The following is a 20,459-nucleotide window of genomic DNA, read 5'->3' as shown; positions in this document are numbered from 1 at the left end:
TTCCTTATGATAAATTTTGTTGATAAAAACGTTTGATGCAAACGAGACTTGTGGTTACAAGTAACACGAGCCATAAGCTAACGGTTACGAGTTCGTAATAGCGAAACGTCGTAAATGCTCCGCTTTCCATCCACCACTTTTTTGCACCAAGCATAAGTGTAAACGGTGTGTAATGCGCATAAATGATCCACTGGCTATCTCGTGGTAACTCTCCTGGCAAAAGAATAAACAGTCCAACGACGATTAAAAAAAGAAAGAAGACCACATAGCTATTTCGAATCCACATCGACAACACAAATGTCATGAATGTGACGAGAAACTGACAAACAAATACAAACAAACAACTCAATACTACATACTGAAGGAACGACAACTTCCACCAACTCATCAATGCCATGTTGTTGCTTTCTGTTAAAAAGCCTGAAGAGATTGGAACGTGCCACAGTCTTGAATAGTCGAATACAAGAAAATACGTAATCAGTGTACTACTTAATAAGAAAGCAACCATTGTCATGGATGCGATGATCGCCGCGCGTAATTTATCTTTGACGACTTTTCTTCCTCGCTTTGTCGAGTACGTAACAAGTGATGTCCGCTGATCAAACTCATAGTTCACAATAAAGGCGGTCACCAGCGCAATGAGCAATACTGCTTCAATCATCACAGAAAGAAAAAGGGTCTGAAACAATAAGTTATGAGTTTCATAGGCTTTTCCATTGAAAAAAAGGGACAAATGCTCATCATTCTGCTTTAGTTCATCTAATCGTGGTTGAAACGAATGGTATTGCTTTTTCACGAACTCAGCCGCTTCCCCACTCAATCCATACAGGCGAATATACATCGTGGCTAATTCTTCTAAATTGAGATCATTGTATCGTTGAACAATGTCTTCTGCCTCAAAAACATACGATTCTTTCACCGCCAACTCACTTGCTTGAACGAGCTCGTTTTCGGTGTACACCTTTTTCTCCATGATTGAATAGTAGTTTTCTGGTTTAAAGAAAGCTTCCATTGACTCATAGGTTTGTCCATGTTTCTCTTTTGACAGCTCATTCCACGCTTGCAGCTCTTCAAGGTAATCTGCTTTTAAGTTAGCTCGTCCCTGCTCGTCCATTACAACCCCATGCTCGTCGATGATCGCGTTTAATAGATGCATACTGTCTTTCATCGGCGCATGTAAATAAATTTGATAACTATTAAAAGCGGTAAACAAAAGCAACAGCACCCATACAATTGGTGACCTTGCGATTTTCTTCAACTCTAGCCACGTAATCATGACGATAACACTTCGTCCTGATAAAGATGTAGAAACACATCTTCTAAGTTCGGAGATACGGCTTTCCAATGAGGTTGTGCGGGCTCATTCGTTAAAAAACGCACGTGCATCTTTCCGTTTTCTTGTTTTTCGGATAGAGAAAGATACATTTTACGAAAAGAAGCTACCTCATCAAACGCCACTTCTGTTTCATACACAAGACCTTTGATTTTTTGACAAATGTTCGACACCGTCTCTTTATATAGTACTTGTTTGTCTTTGATCATAATGATTTCATTCGCAATCGACTCCACGTCCGAAACAATATGCGTCGATAAAATAACAATGCGGTTTCGTGCTAATTCTGTAATTAAATTCCGAAAGCGAACCCGCTCTTTTGGATCTAGTCCTGCTGTTGGTTCGTCTAAAATTAACACTTTCGGATCATTCAACATCGCTTGAGCAATCCCAACACGTTGAATCATTCCACCGGAGAATTTCTTCATCTTTTTATGTGCTACATCCTCTAAGCCCACCAGCTTTAAAAGCTCCACAACACGAGGGTTGGCTTCTTTACGATTGATTCCTTTTAACGCAGCTAGATAAAGTAAATACTTTGTTGGTGTGTAGTGCTTGTAGTACCCGAATTCTTGTGGTAAATAGCCAAGTACGTCTCGGTACCGTTCATCTAACTTACGAATGTCTTCTCCTTCGTACAAAATTTCACCACTTGTCGGAAATAAAAGTGTCGTAAGCATTTTAATTAACGTCGTTTTTCCCGCCCCATTTGGCGCAAGAAGACCATATACGCCGTGATGAAATTCAAGGTTCACATCGTGTAACGCTTGAAACGATCCAAAGTTTTTTGATACGTGTTGTACAACTAACATCTACAAAACCCCTTTTACTTGTTGATGGAACATCATATTTTTTAAACGTAGTACATACCCATACGCAAAAAGAATGAAGATCAGCATATAGACATACATCGGGATATGACGAAGAATGAGGGTATACAACTCTTCGCTATAGACAGCTGCCGTCATGTTTCCTATCACCCACACTCCGATAAACGCATAACTTCCCCATTTGCTTCTAACTTTTTGTGATAGATATAAAAAACTTGTAGCAAATACACTAAGCGAGCTCATTGACATACATAGTGCTTCTAAAACGTGAAGAGCTGGATAGAAACTTGATAGAACGACAATGAGTAGACCGTTGCATCCAATTGCTCCTACTCCAAACACAAGCATGCGAAAAGCTGCTAATTGAAACACGTGATATTTACATGTCATTTCGACTTCAAATGTACGTTGCTCACTCGCTCGGACGAAAAATAAAACAGCCAGCACTAAATAAAGGATCGGAGATGAAATAAATAGAACCGAATACAGTTCATTCATGGAATGTAGTTGCTCAGCCGTATAAAACCACCCTAATCCAAGAAGAGAAAGACCGATGAAAAACACAAACAATACGTCCGTCGCATCATGAAACAAGTAGCGCACTCCTACTTGCTTGTACATTTCTTTTAAATGAGCGGGAAATGAGCGTGGTTTTTTCACTCCTTTTGCGACGATTTCACGAATGTGTGACTTCATCGTTTGTTCATCTGGATAGTCAATGTTCCACGTTTCTTTTTTCATTGTTTTCCCCCTCCAGTTAGCTTTCGTTTTAATGTTCGAATGGTCGTGTAATATTTCGTTTTCACAGACGACTCAGGTACATCAAGCGTTGTCGCAATTTCCGCAAACGTATGATTAGCAAAGAGCTTTAAACGGAGAATTTGTTGAGGATATGAATCTAACTCATTAATATGAGCAATCACTTCCTCCACTTCTTCTTTTCGCTCCAAGGTTACTGTAAAATCTTCTTCGTCTGACACCTTATACGCTTCGATCTCATCAGATGTTCGGTCGTATCTGTAATGCTTTGAACGATAGTAGTCGACAATTCGATTCGTCGCAATTTTATACAGCCACGTTTTAAAGGACGCGCGCTTTCCTTCAAAATGGTGAATCGACTGAAGCATGCTTATAAAAATTTCTTGCGTCAAATCGAGTGATAACTCTTTGTTCATCGTTTGCTTGTACACAAACGCATACATTTGGGAATAATACATCGACACTAGCTCGTTCGCCGCCTGTTCATCTGCTTTTTTCTGAATCAGCTTGATCCACTTTTTCTCTTTGTTCAACATGTTATCTCGTCCATTTCTAGCTCGTTGTTTGCTCGTTCATTTTCTATAGTCGTAAAAAAGGTCGATATAGTTTTAAAAAACGCAAAAAAATGTAAACTTTTTATTCCCTGCTTTTTTCAGGTAGGATTTAGATCTTTTCGTATGTAAAACGATTATGAATGATGATTGGTTGCTGGCTAATAAGAAAAAAATTGTACCTCTTCTATTCTACTAATATAATGAAAACCAAACATCCATTTATTTACACAAAAAAGGAGAACGATTCATTCCGTTCTCCCTCTCCTTACACATCTTGTGACAACCGTATCATGTCCATACATTGAATACCGTTTTCATAAATGTCTTCCTCATAATGACGAAGAAAGAAATCTTTATCTACGCTAACAATACGAAAACCACATTTTTGATAAAGCGCGAGCTGTCCGATGCTGGAGTTTCCCGTGCCCACTTCAATCGTTTTGTATCCTGCTTCTTTCGCTCTTAAAATCGTATCTTGTATCAATTTCTTTCCAATCCCTCTGTTTTGTTGGTGTTCAGAAACTGCGATATTTACAAGTTCGACAGTTTCAGGTCTTGTCGGAAGGAGGACATAAACACCAACCACTTCCTCTTCTTCTATCACCACACACTGCCCTCGTTTCACGTAGTCGCTAACTAGCTTTTCAGACGGATCGGCTAGAAGGAGTAGTTGCATAGGAGGTTGTTCGTTTTTTGCTAGCAGACGTATGTGCATCTTCTTCACCTACCTATTAATAAGTCTATCGCTTTTGTCGCAAGTGAAAATCGTTCTTTCCACGTTCCTTTTACCTCGATATACTCGATCTTTTGCTCCAAAAGAATTTCTTGAACACGATCTCGAAATGCGAGGCGACGATGAAACAAGTTACGCTGACCATCATCGATCCAGTCAACATCTGGTTGGGTAAACAAGACACAATCCCACTGTTCGTTTTCGATAACTTGTCGTAACTCTTTGCTTACTCTCCCAAAATATATTTCTTGAAAAATACTAGAGACAATGGCATCTGTATCTGAAAAAACGAGTTGGACATTCGGATTTTCTTTTTGCTTTTCGACGAGTTGGTTTTGAGTGACGCCAAAATGAGTAATGTGGTCAAATGTTAGCTTCTCCATGTCACCATCAAGATTCGTATCAATCCAGTCACGAGCATACTCTTGTATGTCAGATGTTAAGTAACCTAGCTTTTTATAGTGATCTGCTAGATGGGTAGTGAGTGTAGATTTTCCTGTACTCTCCCCACCAATAATTAAAATCTTTTTAGAAAAATACGTTCGCACCTGTTCATTCATAAAGTTCCAATGTTTAAACGGCTGTGTTCGAATCATCGTACCACTCACGGGTACTGTTTCTCGTTTTACATCCACTAGCACAGGTTCACACGCTATGTAATGAGAGACCGGATAGACATATTCTTCCGATGCAAACATGTAGTCGATTTTAGCTCCGACAATGGCTTTTAATACGCCAGCCCACGTCCCGTAAAACACTTCCCTCGAATAACAATCGCTTGGTTCTTGTGGAATCCAATCTTCTTTCAAGTGAAAAACACGCAACCGACCTGCTGCGATTTCATGTTTGAAGCGCTGTTTCATCCACTGAAAGCGCAACTCTCCATCGATAGGCTCGGTAGATAACGTACAAACCACAACGGTAAGCTCATCACATTGAGTCACTCCTGTTTTAATTAAATGCTCATGTCCTAAGTGAAGCGGCATGAATTTACCTAGTACTACTCCACGTTTCATTGTGACTCACCTCCGTTACAGTTTTGTATTCTCGTTTCCATGTAATCCATCCATAAATGGCGATCATCAAGAACACAACATACGTAAATGCAATCATGAATAAATCTTTGTACACGTACATTCCAATGGATACGACATCAATTGCAATCCACAAAATCCAGTTTTCGAGCACTTTTTTCGATAAGAAATATTGTGCGACTACACTTGTGATTGCAACCGTCGCATCGATATAAGGGATGCTCGCATCGGTCCATTGATGTAACGCAAATCCCCAAGCAAACCCGAGAATCGGAATGAACACAATCGTTCCAATCACTTCAGCTTTTGTCATTTTTCTTGTTGGACGCACTTTTTGACCTTGACGTTTTGTCAACCAAACGTATAAACCAATCACCATTAACACAGCAAAAAAACCTTGTAAAATCATATCTGCATATAATTTTGCTTCGTAAAAGATGTAGGCAAACAATGCGACATTGATAAAGCCTACAGGATAATTCCAAATGTTTTCCCGCGCATTTAACCACACGCATATTAACCCCGTTAATGAAGCTAGCATTTCAAGGGTTGTTGAATTTGTCCATATGGCGAATGCTATAAATGCCAGTAGAACACTATATGTATAAACGTGTTTCACAACTCATCACTCTCCCTATCTAGTTGTATTATTATTGTAAAGGTTTGAGCTCCATAACGTTAGGGATTTTTTGTCATTTTTAAAAATTAAGTCAATGTTCATAGAAATTCTTTTTCAAAACCCCTTTACATTCACGCAACGTCAACCTGTATAGTTGAAATTGTCAGGAGGTGAACTCATGGAATATACAGTGAAAAAACTGGCGAAGTTGGCTGGAGTGACGAGCCGTACATTGCGGTACTACGATGAAATTGACATTCTAAAGCCGGCTAGAATCAATTCATCAGGTTATCGCATTTACGGAGAAGCAGAAGTCGATCGTCTTCAACAAATTCTCTTTTATCGAGAGCTAGATGTAGACTTAGAAACGATTCGCAACCTTTTGTCCTCCCCTACTTTCGATCATGTAAAAGCATTAGAAGAACATCGTGAAAAACTTCTGACAAAGCGGAAACAATTAGATTTATTAATTCAAAACGTAAATCAAACATTAGCCGCAAAAGAAGGGAGAATGACTATGACTGACCAAGAAAAATTTGAAGGTTTTAAACAACAACTCATTGATGAAAACGAGAAAAAATACGGAAAAGAAGTCCGTGAAAAATATGGGGAAGAGCAAATAAACAAATCAAACGATAAGCTAAAAGGCATGTCACAAGCACAATTTTCAGAAGCGGAAAAGCTTGGTGAAGAAGTACTGAATGTGTTGCACGAGGCGCTTCAAACGGGTGATCCTGCGAGTGAAGTAGCACAAAAAGCAGCGGATTTACACCGTCAATGGCTAAGTTTTTATTGGGATCAATACTCTAAAGAAGCACACGCAGGCCTTGCTCAAATGTATGTCGACGATGAGCGCTTTACCTCTTTCTATGACAAAAAGCAACCTGGCACAGCAGCGTTTTTACGTGATGCGGTTCTCATCTACACAGGGATGAAATCGTAAAGAAAAAGAGCGAAGACGATGAATGTCTTTGCTCTTTTTTATGCCAACACGTTTTTTTCTAGTCAGCAACAAATGAATAAATGTTTCACTACGTATCTGTCATTTTTAATTAATTAAAGAATTATCAATTCGAGATATTAATCCCGAAATAAGTACGCTTTAGAAACACTAAACGTTTAAATAAATACGATTTCCAGATGGATCTGTCGTCACAAAGCTGTTAGTTTCTTTTGAAACAGTTGCCCCTATCTTTCTTACATTATTTACGACGTTAGCTCTTGTTTCCTCACTCGGATACATTAATGTAAATGACTTCAATCCTACACTATTTTCTGAAGGGGTAGGTGCACCAATACCATTCCATGTGTTTAATCCAATGTGATGATGATAGTTTCCAGAAGAGATGAAAAGTGCCTGAGTTCCGTACTGATTCACCAATTCAAAGCCAAGCCCTTTCGTATAGAACTCCTTCGTTTTTTTAAGTTCTGATACATGTAAGTGAATGTGTCCCATTAATGTACGTGCAGGAAGCCCACTCCAAGAATCAGCTTGCCCTTCTGATAAAACACTTTCTACATGTAATGGTTCCGTTGCCATTAAGACTTCACCATTATTCCACTCCCATTCGGATGCTTCACGATCTGTATAAATTTCGATTCCATTGCCATCAGGGTCAGCTAAATAAATCGCTTCACTTACTAAATGATCGGATGCACCTTGTAAAGGATACCCGCTTTGAATAAGATGTTTTAGCATGTCACCTAAATCTGCACGACTAGGTAACAAAAGCGCAAAATGGTACAAACCTGTTGTGCGTGGTTGTTTTGGTATCACATGATCTGGCTGTTCGATGGACAATAAGATCGTTGTTCCATCGGCTGTTAAATGAGCTGTCCGCTCCGTCTCTTTCAATACCTTCAGACCGATTAGTTCTTGATAAAACGTGATGGATTGCTTTACATTTTGTACTTTAATCGTGACACTCTTTACAAATGTAATAGGCTTTGTGTGAAAATCCAATTCAAGCACCTCCAAATTGTTAGTTGATTACTTTATGTAAGTAACTATATAATTATAATTAAAAATTATCAAGCATTTACTTTTAAAAAGGACGTTCATTTTAAAATACAAAGGGATCATAAAAAGGAAGGACTGGGTTCAGTTGGATAAATCGATTTGTCCTAGATTTGAGAAAGCTATGGGGTTATTAAGTCAACGGTGGGCTGGCATGATTATTTACCAGCTCTTATCAGGGCCTCAGCGTTTTTGTACCATTGAATCATCAATTGGCATAAGTGGAAGAGTTCTCTCAGAAAGGTTAAAGGATTTAGAAAGTGAAGGGATTGTGAATCGGCAGGTATTTCCCGAAACCCCTGTTCGAATTGAGTATTCCTTAACTGAAAAAGGAGTAGCCTTAGAACCACTTATGAGACATATAGAGAAATGGTCGCAAGAATGGCTAGATTCTTAATGACGTGTTGAACATGTATAAGTAGACTTGTCTTGTTTTTAAAAAAAGAGCGAAGACGATGAATGTCTTTGCTCTTTTTTGAGCACCTTCTTTTTGATGATTACTCTATTTTCAATCTCTTTCTCCATCGCACCTAATTTTGCTTGGTACTGCTTTTTTAGCACGTTATAATGCTTTTCATGCAACTCTTTCTCATTAAAGATAATCAAGGCAATGTCACTTTTATTTGTAGTTCTGTCACCGGATTGTTTTCCCAATGAGTCGTTCCGTCACGATCATTATAAGGTTGAATGGTTAAAGATTTTGGTACTTCTTTAAATGGTGGTAGAAGTAACATGATTTCACGGCCGTTATGTCCTGTTGTTCCGACTTGCAACTTTAAGTCTCGATACACCTTCCCTTGATCGTCGGTAACCTTATAACGAAACATGGACCACGTATCATTTTGGTCTTGTTCTGCTGGATACTCCATTCCTAAATCAATGCGCGTTCCAAGTGTCATAAAAGCGATTTTCTTTACCGTCATTGCATACTGTTTATCATTTGTTTCTACTCGCTCATTTGGTTGAACAACGACTCGTTGCTCACTTCTCTTGTCTAATGGAAATGCGACTTCCCATGTTCCTTTTTGACCGAAGATGTTTTCTCCGTGAACCGTTACATCAATGTTGTCACCGAACTGATCGAGTTGTTTCAATGTATATTGATGAGATTCAATGACCGTACGTTCATCGATTGCATCTGAACTCACCCCGCCGAGTGCCACCTCTGGTTCTTGTCCATTAATGGTTAGGTAGCGAAACCCTTGGTCAATTTCTCCTTTTTCACCAATTAGTACACCATCCTTTCCTGTATATTCAACGGTTACAACTAAACGATTTCCATCGTAAACGGCTTCTTTTACTTTCATTGTAATCCCATTTGTCGTCACTTCTTTTTCAATTGGATCTGCTAGTTGCTTTTGTTCAATGTCTTTTCCTGCAATATCGTAAAGTTCTAGATAAATAGAGCCGACCACTGGCACTTGTGTTAACGTTTGAGCAAAAGCAGGTGATAAAAACCCGGCTCCTAGCATCGTTGTAAGTAAAAGTCCTGATGCGACCGTACCCGATACGATCCTTTTAACGCTTCGCTTTTTCTTTTTTGCTTTCATCATCGCCATTGATTCACGCTCTTTTAATTTTTGTTCTGGAACAATAATTTCATCCATTAACTGATTAAATTCACCTTTATCCATGTAAATACCCCTCCTTTAAAATGGGACGCATCGCTTTCTTCGCTCGATGTAAACTCGACTTAATTGTTCCTTCAGGACTGTTTGTGAGTCTCGAAATCTCTTTTACAGGTAGGTCGTAATAATAGCGAAGTAAGATGAGCGTTTTTTGCTCGTGATCTAGCGCTGCAAAAGCCGTTGTTACATCAAGTGAATGTTCAACATGACGAATCATATCCACTGAACATAAATGAGAGAATGAATCTGAGTCTGCAATAAACTGCTTGGATGACTTGCGAATAAAATCAATCGCTTTATTTGCAACGATTTTGACAATCCAAGCTTGAAAATGCTCCCGGTTCTTAAGTTTTTTTAGAGATATGTACGCTTGATAGATGGCATCTTGATATAAATCGAGCGCATCTTGTTCGTTTCGCACATAAAGGTAAGCTGTTTTGTACAGTCGATGACGAACACTCTCTATAAGCTGTTCAAAGGCTTTATCGTCTCCTTTTTGTGCGCGCTTTACTAATTCTGAAATTATCATCTCTTTGCTCCTTTCTTTCTTAGTAGTCGTTTGAATGATGAAATTCGTTGCAAGAAATGAAGGATTTTTAACGAATGTTTCATTTCGTTGTTCAATTTGTCGTTCACAATAAGCAAAAGCATTCACAACCTGTTCGAACCTTACTAAATATGGTAATATTTAAATAGATTGTTAGGAGGTAATTAAGTTGTTCGATAATTCATTACTCATTTTTTTCTTGATCTCTTTTGGCGTTCTTTTAATAGGAGAACTCTGGATAAGAAATCGCTTTCATATTCATCAACCGAAAGGAACTTGGTTTTATCGGCCTGTTAACCGACTACATACTGTATGGGAACTTACACTCTTTGTTGCGTTTCTCGCTGCCATCTTCTTTGTTGTCTCTGCAAAACAGCACTTTCTCCTTGTCTTTTTTTCATTTTTTGCTTTAAAAGACTTTATCCGAGGAATAATGGAGTATGTCTATAAAAGAGAAGAAAGACGTCATTTTGTTTCGTTTTTCAACTCAGCCGGTATGCTCATCTTATTTGTAGTTATATTTCTTTTTTTCACTTAATATGATCGGGGATATGTGATGAAACAGACGATTCGCCTTTTCTTGACGCTTGCTGTTATTCTTGTTGTTTGGCTGTTCTTTTTTGGATTTCGATTAATTGGTTATGTAGAATCTGTTCAACAAAAAGGCTTACGTGCAACCGAATGCGGAACGATGGGCTGTAGTGACCTTTCCTTTATCTTTAGCACATTGTGGACCGCTTCATTTTTTGTATTCATTCCCCTTTTATTACCAATTATCGTAGCTGTCTACGCATTTAAGAAAAAAGTATAAAAGGTTGAGACATCAGTTTCTTAGTAAATAATCGATTTGAAGTATTGTGAGTTATCTTTTTTGTTGGTTCGAAAAACACTTTGAAAAGAATAGTAGAATGGAGCGTAGGACACTCGACTCCTGCAGGAAATAGAGGAAAAGCTGAGGAGATTCGCAGGCACAAGGAGACTCAGGTTTCTCCCCGCAGAAAGCGAGTGGCTAGAGCGCAATGGAATGAACTTTCTTTTACAATCTAACGATTATAGAAAAGTGATGGCTCGTCTTTGAGAGGGAATCATCTCGTTATGCCTCAGTCTCCTTTCACCTCCTAAACCACTTTTCTTTTAGTAACAATCGAGTCTACATCGTCTAAACATATGACTTTATCCATTGAATAAGTGACACAAAGGCCATAACCCCTACCATCAAAACATGAATCCAAACGAACATTTTCAGTACAAATTGTGCCCACCCTTTTTTTCGTTTCGCAAACCAGAAAATAAGCAATAAAATCGGTAAACTAATGAAGCCTCTTATGTATTCTTCCTCCATAAAAAAGGGAACCATGTTAAAGATGACGACGAAACCAAATACGATGTGATAGATCGTTGCTTTTTTCTCGTTTCGTTTTGCTTCAAATGCTAATTGATACATGAACGTTCTCCTTCTTCTTATTTCTGTTTCTATTTTAACAAATTTCCCCTCTTTCTGGTTTTGTTCATTGAAAAAAAGCTTACCGAACTCGGCAAGCTTCTATCCTTATTCTTTGGCTGACAATTCACTTTCTGTTACCCATTGATGGTTTTTCACTTCTTCGCCATCAGTAGACGTGTAGTCAATCATATAAACGGTTGTTTCCTCCGCCGACTCAATTGTGGCTTTTGCACCGTTCATTCCTTCCATATGATTCGCTTCTAACGTCACTTCTTCTCCTTGTTCAAACGGCTTGTCACCTGCATCTTTGATTTCTTCATGAACGATCCATTTATGGTCTTTTACGCGCTCTCCACCGTTTGTTGGATCGTACGAAACGACATAGGCAACTGTGTCATAAGCTCCGACAATCGTCGCTTCAACACCTTCCATCCCTTTCATATGACCTTTTTCAATCATCGCTTGACTTCCAACTGGGTACGTTGGATTTTCTGCTTCTTTTAATCCCTCTGGCACTTCACCTGAACTTGAATGGTCCATTCCAGAATGATCCATTCCCTCATGTCCTTCATGACCTTCTTCCATGCTCTCTTCAGAGCTTGGTTGTTCCTCACTGTTTGGCTCTTGCGTGTTTTCATTGTTTCCTCCACAAGCAGTTAAAGCGAAAGCTAAAAAGGCAGATGTCATAGCTAATGTTAGTTTCTTGTTCATATATGGTCCTCCCTGAGAAATTTTCTTCGTTTCATTTTTTATAGAAGAAACGATTTCTTCTACTCTACATTCCCTTTACAGTGACGACTAAACTTTGTCTTTTGTAAATAGGTAGAAGTTTTATGTAGATTTTTTTCAAACAGTTCAATTGTCGCTCTTTCCATCACGAAACGCCGTAATTGTTGTTTTTAAAGATGCATACATCCCCACTGCAGCACTTCCATACACAAAGCCCATAAACAGTCCCGCACTCAAATGATCAGGATGGCTGTAAAAAAGGGAAATGGCTAGGCCAATCAGGTTCGCAATCGTCGGAACAAACGTACGTTTAATTGGAAAGATGCTTTTAATGAGTTGGGTAAGAATCATCGTAACAGGTACGGCAAGCACCGCATCCCATATATTCGTGTGAATAATAGGAAACTCTGTCATCTGTTACTTCTCTTCTTCCTTTTTATCTTCCTCTTCATTTCCCATTTCAATATGCATATTTTCTTCATTTTCTTTTTCTTGTTTCGACTGCTGCTCTGTTGGCTCTTCCTTCTTTTTTGACTCCTCTTTTGGCGGACCACAAGCAGTAAGGGCACAAATATAACCAATTAACGTGATAAACGCAAACACTTTTTTCATGACGATTGAACTCCTTCTCATGTTTTTACGGTTAGCGTGTTCATTCTGATTTGGATTCATTCATCACAAAAGCTGCGCTTACAATCTGTTGGTGTTCCACTCTTAGTTTTAGATACAAAACAAAGTTATGCTAATCTTATGAAGCTTGTCGACCACACAAAGAAAATGGCGTCATCTACTTCTGAACCTGTAACTAGTATTGGAAAATAAACGTTTTAAATAAAAACAATTAGAACACCTATCTTGTCCTTATTCCTCATCTACTCGTTTCACAACACGGCACGGATTTCCTACTGCCACCACGCCACTTGGAATGGATTTTGTGACGACACTTCCTGCGCCAATGACACTACCGTCACCAATGGTCACACCTGGCATAATGGAGACATTGCCGCCAATCCACACGTTATCACCAATTGAAACAGGGATGGCACTCGTTAAATAAGGTGCTTCTCCTTTTTTGGGAGAGGAAATAATGCGCTCTTTTGGATTAAGTGGGTGGGTTGCTGTGTAAATTTGTGTTCCAGGACCGATCAGTACACTTTGACCAATCGTAATTTTATTACAGTCTAAAAACGTACAATTGAAATTAATAAATGTATCTTTTCCAATCGAAATGTTTTCACCATAGTCACAAAAGAAAGGACGTTCAATCCAAACACCTTCTCCCATTTCACCTAGTAACTCCTTTAATATATCAGTTGGATCACCGGATGATGTGACATTTAATGTATGTAGTAACTTTCGAGCTTTTTGATTCATCGCTGAAATCTCAGCATCTCTTGTGTTGTAATTTTCTCCGTTTAACATTTTCTCTTTTTCCGTCATTGTAAGATTCGCCACCTTTTTAATGAATTTCAAACAGTGTATCATATAAAAAGGTAAAACAGTAACAAAAAGCTTTCTGTTTCTCATTCGTATCTTTCTACCCTATTTAGCACATACTTTTTACTAGCTAAAAGTTTGAACTTAAACGTGTACGAAGCAACGATGAAAAGGGTGAAAAGCATGTCACAGCAAAAATCAATTAGTGGAAGTGAACTCGCTACATTATGGATGACGTATCAACAAAAGACAATGATGCAGCGAATTTTAGACTATTTCATTGAAGTAGCAGACGATGAACAAGCAAAAGAGATTTTACAAGATACTCACAGTCAAGTGATACAATACATCGCGCGAATTAAAGACATTTTCACAAATGAAGGAGCCGTCATTCCCGTTGGTTTTACAGAAGAAGATGTAAACAAAGGTGTACCAAAGCTGTATGATTATCACTTTGATATTATGTTCCTTCGTTTACTGAAAGAAATTAGCATGGGACTTCATACGTTACACATTGGAATGGCTTATCGAAAAGACATCATTCTTTTTTATAAGGAGCTAACTGCCTTTACACAAAGTGTGTACGATCGATGTGTGGACTTTTTACAAGAAAAAGATGTGTTACCTAGTTCTCCATCTGTCACAATGCCAAAAGTCGTTGAGTTTGTAGAAGGACCAAGCTACATGTCAGGGCTCAACTTATTTTCTGACAAACGATCGTTAAATACAGTGGAACTTGCTCACATTTATTTTGCGATTGAATCGAATATCTTCGGAATGCAATTAATGACGGGTTTTGCACAAGTCGCAAATGAGACAGAAGTAAAGAAGTATTTTATTCGCGGAAAAGAATTATCGAAAAAAATTGTAGCTGACTATACACAAGTGTTACTTCAAAGCGACATTCAGCCTCCTTCAACATGGGGAGCAAAAGCGACGGATTCTAAAGTTGCACCATTTTCGGATAAACTGATGATGTATTGCACAAGTTTATTTTGCAGCTTTAGTTTAGGAAGTAATGCGTTAGGAACCGCTTTTAGTTTCAGAACAGACTTGCCACTTAAATTGATTGCAACCGCAAAAGATGTGCTAACCTACGCACAAGATGGTGGGAAAATCATGGCTAAAAACGGATGGATGGAACAGCCTCCAAGAACTGAAGATCGTAATCAATTAACAAAATAAGAAAGAGAGTAGGACATAACGAAAAAGGGATTTTCTTGTATTTTTTGCGCAAAAAAATATCGTAAGCTGAGTTGATTGAAGTGGAAAGCGCGAAGACTCCTGCGGGCGCAGCTGGTCAGGTGAGACCTCGCAAGAGCGAAGCGATGAGGAGGCTCAGCGCCAGCCCCGCGGAAAGCGAAGCGCCTGGAACGGAAATCAACGGACTAATTTTAGAAGCTAACCTAAAAAGAGGGTGCCCAAAAGTTTATACCTTTTGGGACATCCTCTTCTTATCGACTGAAACACTTATGTCTCAGCCTCATTTTGATGAGAATTGGCATCAAAACACCCTATTTATAGCTCTTCATCATTTCTGATAAAAGAGCTTTGTATGTGTTTTTATCATAGTGAGAATTGTTAACTTTTACTTTTTTAAGTGATAATTCTTTTACAATCTCACTCTCTAGCGCTTGTCGCTCTTTTAAGATTTGAAGTGTGCCCTCGATTCCTTCATAACCTCGTTTTCTTCCGTACTGTTGACCAGTGTAGTAAGATACAAACCCATCTAGCCACTCTGTTGGACGTTCACGCATCGCTTTTTCAAATGAGTACGTCAAATCGACTTGCTCTACATAAAACAAAACAGGCTGTAACGGCTCAATGATTTCTGCTAGTTCCTTTATGTATTGTTTAATTAGCGTAGGAGGTGCATCATATTTCATCATACCAATGGTGACTGGATTTTGAATAAAGCAACACTCAAAAATAGACGTTTTATTTGCTTTGTTCACAAATTCTTTCCATTGCGCTTTTATGACTTGCATATGTTTCTCTAGCGGAAGCTCATACACATCATATTGTGCAAAAGAATCATATAACGTTTCCGACAACTCATTTCTAAGTTTTCCATAAGGCACAAACACATTTTCTTCTTTGTGGATTGCTTGTTTTAAGATTAACTCTTTTGGACATTTATGTTGGTTTACTAGTTGATTGAGTTCTTTTTCGGTTAAACAAGCCACACTTTCAAAGTCAACAGGATGATGCACATCTCCTTCTAAAAACAATGTTGAAGGAATACCTTTTTCTTGTAAAATGTCGTAAACTAGTTGAGCCGTTGTTGTTTTTCCGAACCCTGGTAATCCTTCTATTAAATATAGCCGTCGTTGCATGTCATAGTCTCCTTTAGCTGTAGATAACGCTACACTTCTAGACAAGCGCTTCGTTTTCCTTCTTTGGATACAAAAAGCAACCTACCTATGTAGATTGCTTTTCAACTGCTTATAAAATATCCATCCAAATTTTCACCGCTGTTGCGAAGATTAATAAAGCTAAAACAACTTGTAAAATTTTTGTGTTAATCTTTTTACCTGCCATCGCACCTAGTGGCGATGCAATTAAGCTTGCAACAACCATAATCAGTGCAGGGAAGTAGTCAACCTGACCTGTCGTGATTTTACCGATTGTTGCGCCAATGGATGAAATAAATGTAATCGCAAGCGATGAAGCAATTGTCATGCGCGTTGGAATTTTTAACACAACGAGCATAATCGGTACGAGTAAAAACGCTCCTGCTGCTCCAACGATACCTGAACCAACTCCGACGATTAATGCTAACACAGCCGCTAACCATTTGTTAAACGTCACTTGATCAAGCGGGATGTCGTCGATGCCTTTTTTCGGTATAAACATCATCACCGCTGCAATTAACGCTAAAATTCCGTACACGACGTTAATGCCGCTTTCTGACATGACACGTGAGCCGAATCCACCGATAAAGCTACCAATTAAAATACTCACACCCATATAGGCAATGAGACTTTTGTTTAAATAGCCACCTTTACGATATGCCCACACACCACCGATTGTCGCAAAAAACACTTGCACAGCGCTAATCCCTGATACTTCATGCGCACTAAACGCAGCTAAGCCAAATAATGGCGGAATGTATAAAAGCATTGGGTATTTAATAATAGAACCACCAATTCCAAGCATTCCTGAAATGTAAGAGCCGATAAACCCGATTAAGAAAATAGTCATAATAAATGCAAAATCCATGATAAGCCCTCCTTTAATCTAAGCAGATCATATGTCAGTTCAAGACGAAACAAAGAGACTATTCAAACAAAATCCCTTGCCTATCTATCCACTTTTTTTACGGATCAATAGGCAAGGGATGTTGCGAGCTTTCTCAAATGAGACGTTGTCCACTCTCATCGAGAAAGCTCTCTCTCATTAGCCCTTCTTAATCCAGAATTTAAACACATCGCCTGCTTCTTCGTGCTTCACTAATTCGTGACCGCCCGATTTTGCCCAAGCTGTTAAGTCGCTTTTTGCCCCTTTATCTGTTGCGTGAATTTCTAAGACGTCACCTGACTGTAATTCATTCATTGCTTTTTTTGTTCGTACGATTGGCATTGGACATGCTAATCCTTTTGCGTCTAATACTTTTGTTGCTTCCATCATTAAAACCTCCTAAGTATTCATTCATTGGAGGGAGCTTCATCCCTCCAATTGTTATGGTTTAGCGAACTGCACAACGGTTTGGACCAATCTCCATTTCACGTTGTTTATCTTCATCTGGTGTGATTTTCCCCATGTTTGTTTGACGAATTTCCTGATATGCATTTGGTTGTGGTGGTAAGTTCTCTGTCACTAGTTTGCGGAATTCTTCTTCGTCTTCAATGTTTAAACCGTGGTTTTCCGCATAAAGTGTCCCTAACTTTTTCGCAACACTTCCGTCTTCATTTAACTCTTCGATAATCATAAAGTGTGCAGGCAACACGACTAGCTCATCTGATAATGCTTTGTAGCGTTTGTATAAGCTTTCGCGTAAGTCACCAACCCAATCTTCTGCCATACCTGCTAAATCAGGACGACCGATTGAATCAATGAATAAAATATCACCTGATAACAAGTACTTCTCATCAACAATAAATGATGTTGAACCGATTGTGTGACCTGGTGAATACAATGCATGAATGTTAATCGTTGTGTTTCCAATTGTCACATCACGACCGTCTTCTAACGCTTCATATTCAAATGTAACTTCTTCTGCATCTTTAGGTGGTAACCAGTATGTTGCACCTGTTTTTTCGGCAATTACGCGGCCACCTGAAATATGGTCAGCATGTAAGTGTGTATCAAATACGTGCGTGATATTTACATTCATGCTTTTAGCGAACTCAATGTATACATCTGTCATACGTGTAGAGTCGATGATTGCTGCTTCTCCATTTGAAACAACCATGTACGATAAGCAGCCTTTACCGATACGTACGAATTGGTACATCTCACCGCCATCTTTTAAATCTCCTACTTTAACTGGCTCTAAATACTCGCTCCATGCGCGCATACCGCCTTGTAAATAAGCAACATCCAATCCTTCATCTGAAAGCATCTCTGCCACCATAATGGATGAACCTTCTTTTGCACACACAACTAAAATCTCTTGATCTTTCGGAAGTTGATCCATGATTTCTTCCACGCCGTCTAATAAGTCGAAATAGGGAACGTTTAAGTAGTTGAAGTTTTCACCTTCAATTTTCCAATCTTGAAATGCATCTTCGTTACGAACATCTAAAATAAAGAATGATTCTTTGTTGATAACCTTTTTCGTTACTTCTTTCGCTGTCATTGGTTTTACTGCCATTTTAAATTACCCCCCACGGTATATAAGTAGTTAAAAAAATATTAAAATGTTAATGTCATAGCATCTTTGGCGAACTCTAAAAAGGTAACCGCTCCGCCAACTTCAATTCCATCGACAAACGCGTCCTTTTCTAAACCCATTACGTCCATTGTCATTTGACAACCGATGAATTTCACGCCCATTTCTTGTGCCATTGCTGCTAGTTCAGGAATGGATGGTACGTTTGCTTTTTCAAATCCTTCTGCAAAATGCTCTTTTCCTTCTGGCATTGGAAGATTTGCGTTTGCTTGTTTATGAATTAAGTTTAATCCTTCAAATGTGAAGAAAATCGCTACTTCTTGCTCGGTAGCTGCTGCTGCCGTTGCGATATTAAATACTTTGTATGCATCGAATAATCCACCGTTACTTGCGATAATTGCTACTTTATTGCTCATGTTAAATGCCTCCTAGTTTTGTAGTGCTATCATAATTTGTTGTGGGTCAAAGCCGATAACCCATGTGCCGTTTACATTTGTTTGTGGCACACCCATTTGTCCTGTCGTATTGACAAGCTTTTGCATTAGGGCAGGGTCACGCTCAACATTCACTTCGTTAAATGGAATGTCTTGATCGGATAAAAAGTTTTTTAACATTACACAATACGGACATCTTGTTGTCGTATAAACGGTTATAGACTTCATATCACTTACTCCTTTTAGTTTTTGCTCGTTGTCTGTCCAGTCCATTGACTCATACCAGGTACAACGTTCAACACGTTTTTAAAGCCTTGCTCTGTTAGTTTTTGCGCTGCTAAGTCACTGCGGCTTCCTGTACGACATACAATGAAGATATTTGCGTCTTTGTTTAATTCATTCACACGAGCCTCTAACTCACCCAATGGAATATTCACAGCGTTTGGAATATGATTAAATCCATATTCTGCTTCTTCACGTACATCTAACACAACAATGTCTTCATTAGCATCAAGCTTCGCTGTTAATTGTTCGTTAGTTACAACGTGTGGATGCTTTTTCTCAATTGCTTCATCATTGGATGATTTACGTAAAAAGTGCTTTAACACGTCGCCTTCTTCAATCGTGCCTAAATATTGATGACCTGTACGTTCAGCCCACGCTTGAAGATCTGCTTTTGACCCTTTATCAGTCGCTTGCACTTCTAATACTTGCCCTGCTTCTACATCATTCATCGCTTTTTTTGTTTTCACAATCGGCATTGGACATGCTAATCCTTTTGCATCTAACGTTACGTTTGCTTTCATATCATTACCTCCTAAGGTATATGTTCACTAAAAATTTTATTCAGTACGTCCTTCCCATGCAAGCATACCGCCTGTCATGTTGATGACGTTAAAACCTTGTGATGCTAAAAATTGTGATGCACGACCGCTACGGCCACCTGAACGACAAATCATAATATATTCGTTTGCTTTGTCTAATTCATTCATACGAAATTCAAGTAATCCTAACGGAATATTGATTGCTCCAGGAATTTTCCCTTCTGCTACTTCATCAACTTCACGTACATCAATCATGTTCAATTTTTTTCCTTCATTGATCAATTGTTCTACTTCTTTTGGTGAAATTTCTCTCATCATTTTTCCTCCTTAATGCCAAGCGTTCATGCCGCCTTTTACGTTTGTAACTTGCTTAAATCCTTTTTTCACGAGCTGTCTACTTGCTGCATTACTTCTCATGCCACTTTGACAAATAACCACGACTTCTTTTTCTTTCGATAGTTCATTTATTCGATTTGGCAACTGTTGTAGCGGGATGTTTTTAAATCCTCGAATGTTTCTTCCTTTAAACTCACCAGGTGTACGAACATCGATATATTGCTTATTTTTATCATTCAGCTCATTTTTTAGTTGAGCTGTTGTAATATTTCGCACACCATTTGTTGGTAATAAACGTCTTAGTAAAAAGAAAGCGACTAATCCAAAGAGTACGTATTGAATGTATTCCAATGAGCCTCTCTCCTTT

The 20,459-nt window shown here is 38.7% G+C and carries 30 protein-coding genes; 6 read left to right on the top strand and 24 right to left on the bottom strand.

Translation table 11 applies throughout. From position 1 onward, the window contains the following. Positions 1–4 precede the first annotated feature (4 nt). From DIS06_RS03400 to pnuC, 7 genes are all read right to left on the bottom strand, one after another. Entirely contained in the window at positions 5–1,276 is a 1,272-nt protein-coding gene (locus DIS06_RS03400) for a hypothetical protein (protein WP_110111861.1), read from the bottom strand. After that, on the bottom strand, positions 1,273–2,145 hold the full coding sequence (locus DIS06_RS03395; RefSeq protein ID WP_110111860.1) for an ABC transporter ATP-binding protein: 873 nt from the start codon (positions 2,143–2,145) through the stop codon (positions 1,273–1,275). The genes DIS06_RS03400 and DIS06_RS03395 overlap by 4 nt, the downstream gene beginning before the upstream one ends. Continuing rightward, positions 2,146–2,904 (bottom strand): hypothetical protein, encoded by a 759-nt coding sequence (locus tag DIS06_RS03390; protein WP_110111859.1) that lies wholly within the window; start codon positions 2,902–2,904, stop codon positions 2,146–2,148. Further along, positions 2,901–3,458 (bottom strand): RNA polymerase sigma factor, encoded by a 558-nt coding sequence (locus tag DIS06_RS03385; RefSeq protein ID WP_239421829.1) that lies wholly within the window; start codon positions 3,456–3,458, stop codon positions 2,901–2,903. The genes DIS06_RS03390 and DIS06_RS03385 overlap by 4 nt, the downstream gene beginning before the upstream one ends. 283 nt (positions 3,459–3,741) lie before the next feature. Beyond that, positions 3,742–4,191, bottom strand: a complete 450-nt coding sequence (locus tag DIS06_RS03380; protein ID WP_110111858.1) for a GNAT family N-acetyltransferase — start codon at positions 4,189–4,191, stop codon at positions 3,742–3,744. A 5-nt stretch (positions 4,192–4,196) separates the two neighbouring features. Then, the gene (locus DIS06_RS03375) at positions 4,197–5,225 is read right to left on the bottom strand and encodes an AAA family ATPase (protein ID WP_110111857.1); all 1,029 of its coding nucleotides are present in this window, start codon (positions 5,223–5,225) and stop codon (positions 4,197–4,199) included. Continuing rightward, the gene (gene pnuC / locus DIS06_RS03370; RefSeq protein ID WP_239421827.1) at positions 5,200–5,862 is read right to left on the bottom strand and encodes a nicotinamide riboside transporter PnuC; all 663 of its coding nucleotides are present in this window, start codon (positions 5,860–5,862) and stop codon (positions 5,200–5,202) included. The genes DIS06_RS03375 and pnuC overlap by 26 nt, the downstream gene beginning before the upstream one ends. 178 nt (positions 5,863–6,040) lie before the next feature. Between pnuC and DIS06_RS03365 the strand changes: the two genes are divergently transcribed. Next, a complete protein-coding gene (locus tag DIS06_RS03365) occupies positions 6,041–6,805 on the top strand; it encodes a MerR family transcriptional regulator (RefSeq protein WP_204166741.1) in 765 nt (254 codons plus the stop codon). 168 nt (positions 6,806–6,973) lie between these two features. On the opposite strand, the gene DIS06_RS03360 is transcribed toward DIS06_RS03365, so the two are convergent. Then, a complete protein-coding gene (locus DIS06_RS03360) occupies positions 6,974–7,825 on the bottom strand; it encodes a VOC family protein (RefSeq protein ID WP_110111855.1) in 852 nt (283 codons plus the stop codon). Between the two features lie 142 nt (positions 7,826–7,967). Here DIS06_RS03360 and DIS06_RS03355 point away from each other — a divergent pair, with 142 nt between their 5' ends. Beyond that, positions 7,968–8,276: a winged helix-turn-helix transcriptional regulator gene (locus tag DIS06_RS03355; protein WP_110111854.1), complete on the top strand. Its 309-nt coding sequence runs from the start codon at positions 7,968–7,970 to the stop codon at positions 8,274–8,276. Positions 8,277–8,481: 205 nt separating this feature from the next. Here the strand turns inward: DIS06_RS03355 and DIS06_RS03350 are convergent, their stop codons facing one another. Then, complete coding sequence (locus DIS06_RS03350; protein ID WP_110111853.1) at positions 8,482–9,513, bottom strand: DUF4179 domain-containing protein; 1,032 nt, start codon at positions 9,511–9,513, stop codon at positions 8,482–8,484. Then, positions 9,506–10,036, bottom strand: a complete 531-nt coding sequence (locus DIS06_RS03345) for a sigma-70 family RNA polymerase sigma factor (RefSeq protein WP_110111874.1) — start codon at positions 10,034–10,036, stop codon at positions 9,506–9,508. The genes DIS06_RS03350 and DIS06_RS03345 overlap by 8 nt, the downstream gene beginning before the upstream one ends. A 187-nt stretch (positions 10,037–10,223) precedes the next feature. On the opposite strand from DIS06_RS03345, the gene DIS06_RS20885 reads away from it, so the two are divergent. Continuing rightward, positions 10,224–10,592, top strand: coding sequence for a DUF4181 domain-containing protein (locus DIS06_RS20885; RefSeq protein WP_162595860.1), 369 nt, complete (start codon positions 10,224–10,226; stop codon positions 10,590–10,592). An 18-nt stretch (positions 10,593–10,610) separates the two neighbouring features. Then, positions 10,611–10,865 (top strand): hypothetical protein, encoded by a 255-nt coding sequence (locus DIS06_RS03335; RefSeq protein WP_110111851.1) that lies wholly within the window; start codon positions 10,611–10,613, stop codon positions 10,863–10,865. Positions 10,866–11,213: 348 nt separating this feature from the next. Here the strand turns inward: DIS06_RS03335 and DIS06_RS03330 are convergent, their stop codons facing one another. The 4 genes from DIS06_RS03330 to DIS06_RS03315 all read right to left on the bottom strand — a co-directional run bounded on the left by DIS06_RS03330 (position 11,214) and on the right by DIS06_RS03315 (position 12,839). After that, positions 11,214–11,498 (bottom strand): hypothetical protein, encoded by a 285-nt coding sequence (locus DIS06_RS03330; RefSeq protein ID WP_110111850.1) that lies wholly within the window; start codon positions 11,496–11,498, stop codon positions 11,214–11,216. A gap of 105 nt (positions 11,499–11,603) precedes the next feature. Then, positions 11,604–12,209, bottom strand: a complete 606-nt coding sequence (locus tag DIS06_RS03325; protein ID WP_110111849.1) for a YdhK family protein — start codon at positions 12,207–12,209, stop codon at positions 11,604–11,606. A 144-nt stretch (positions 12,210–12,353) separates the two neighbouring features. Then, the gene (locus tag DIS06_RS03320; RefSeq protein WP_110111848.1) at positions 12,354–12,641 is read right to left on the bottom strand and encodes a hypothetical protein; all 288 of its coding nucleotides are present in this window, start codon (positions 12,639–12,641) and stop codon (positions 12,354–12,356) included. A gap of 3 nt (positions 12,642–12,644) precedes the next feature. After that, positions 12,645–12,839 carry a hypothetical protein gene (locus tag DIS06_RS03315; protein WP_110111847.1) on the bottom strand — a complete coding sequence of 65 codons (195 nt, stop codon included), beginning with the start codon at positions 12,837–12,839 and terminating at the stop codon, positions 12,645–12,647. 36 nt (positions 12,840–12,875) lie between these two features. Between DIS06_RS03315 and DIS06_RS20880 the strand changes: the two genes are divergently transcribed. Further along, positions 12,876–13,049 (top strand): DUF3189 family protein, encoded by a 174-nt coding sequence (locus DIS06_RS20880; protein ID WP_110111846.1) that lies wholly within the window; start codon positions 12,876–12,878, stop codon positions 13,047–13,049. A gap of 39 nt (positions 13,050–13,088) precedes the next feature. Here DIS06_RS20880 and DIS06_RS03305 read toward each other — a convergent pair whose 3' ends face one another. Then, positions 13,089–13,667 carry a sugar O-acetyltransferase gene (locus tag DIS06_RS03305; protein ID WP_110111845.1) on the bottom strand — a complete coding sequence of 193 codons (579 nt, stop codon included), beginning with the start codon at positions 13,665–13,667 and terminating at the stop codon, positions 13,089–13,091. Between the two features lie 180 nt (positions 13,668–13,847). Here DIS06_RS03305 and DIS06_RS03300 point away from each other — a divergent pair, with 180 nt between their 5' ends. Beyond that, positions 13,848–14,849 (top strand): DUF3231 family protein, encoded by a 1,002-nt coding sequence (locus tag DIS06_RS03300; protein ID WP_110111844.1) that lies wholly within the window; start codon positions 13,848–13,850, stop codon positions 14,847–14,849. 329 nt (positions 14,850–15,178) lie between these two features. On the opposite strand, the gene DIS06_RS03295 is transcribed toward DIS06_RS03300, so the two are convergent. The 9 genes from DIS06_RS03295 to DIS06_RS03255 all read right to left on the bottom strand — a co-directional run bounded on the left by DIS06_RS03295 (position 15,179) and on the right by DIS06_RS03255 (position 20,443). Further along, positions 15,179–16,000: a P-loop NTPase family protein gene (locus DIS06_RS03295; protein ID WP_110111843.1), complete on the bottom strand. Its 822-nt coding sequence runs from the start codon at positions 15,998–16,000 to the stop codon at positions 15,179–15,181. A 109-nt stretch (positions 16,001–16,109) separates the two neighbouring features. Further along, on the bottom strand, positions 16,110–16,886 hold the full coding sequence (locus DIS06_RS03290) for a sulfite exporter TauE/SafE family protein (protein WP_110111842.1): 777 nt from the start codon (positions 16,884–16,886) through the stop codon (positions 16,110–16,112). Positions 16,887–17,063: 177 nt separating this feature from the next. Then, on the bottom strand, positions 17,064–17,291 hold the full coding sequence (locus tag DIS06_RS03285; RefSeq protein ID WP_110111841.1) for a sulfurtransferase TusA family protein: 228 nt from the start codon (positions 17,289–17,291) through the stop codon (positions 17,064–17,066). A gap of 61 nt (positions 17,292–17,352) precedes the next feature. Then, positions 17,353–18,480, bottom strand: coding sequence for an MBL fold metallo-hydrolase (locus tag DIS06_RS03280; protein WP_110111840.1), 1,128 nt, complete (start codon positions 18,478–18,480; stop codon positions 17,353–17,355). A gap of 41 nt (positions 18,481–18,521) precedes the next feature. Beyond that, on the bottom strand, positions 18,522–18,914 hold the full coding sequence (locus DIS06_RS03275) for a DsrE/DsrF/DrsH-like family protein (protein ID WP_110111839.1): 393 nt from the start codon (positions 18,912–18,914) through the stop codon (positions 18,522–18,524). A 12-nt stretch (positions 18,915–18,926) separates the two neighbouring features. Then, positions 18,927–19,160, bottom strand: a complete 234-nt coding sequence (locus tag DIS06_RS03270; protein WP_110111838.1) for a glutaredoxin family protein — start codon at positions 19,158–19,160, stop codon at positions 18,927–18,929. A 14-nt stretch (positions 19,161–19,174) separates the two neighbouring features. Beyond that, positions 19,175–19,738 carry a sulfurtransferase TusA family protein gene (locus DIS06_RS03265; RefSeq protein ID WP_110111837.1) on the bottom strand — a complete coding sequence of 188 codons (564 nt, stop codon included), beginning with the start codon at positions 19,736–19,738 and terminating at the stop codon, positions 19,175–19,177. Positions 19,739–19,774: 36 nt separating this feature from the next. Then, positions 19,775–20,071: a rhodanese-like domain-containing protein gene (locus DIS06_RS03260; RefSeq protein WP_110111836.1), complete on the bottom strand. Its 297-nt coding sequence runs from the start codon at positions 20,069–20,071 to the stop codon at positions 19,775–19,777. A 12-nt stretch (positions 20,072–20,083) separates the two neighbouring features. Continuing rightward, positions 20,084–20,443 carry a rhodanese-like domain-containing protein gene (locus DIS06_RS03255; protein WP_239421825.1) on the bottom strand — a complete coding sequence of 120 codons (360 nt, stop codon included), beginning with the start codon at positions 20,441–20,443 and terminating at the stop codon, positions 20,084–20,086. Between the last annotated feature and the right edge of the window lie 16 nt (positions 20,444–20,459).

It is taken from the genome of Bacillus sp. CGMCC 1.16541, assembly GCF_003184905.1.
Classification (GTDB): domain Bacteria; phylum Bacillota; class Bacilli; order Bacillales; family Bacillaceae_H; genus Priestia.
The sequence above is the reverse complement of the archived record's forward strand: the minus strand, read 5'-3'. Positions and strand labels throughout refer to the sequence as shown.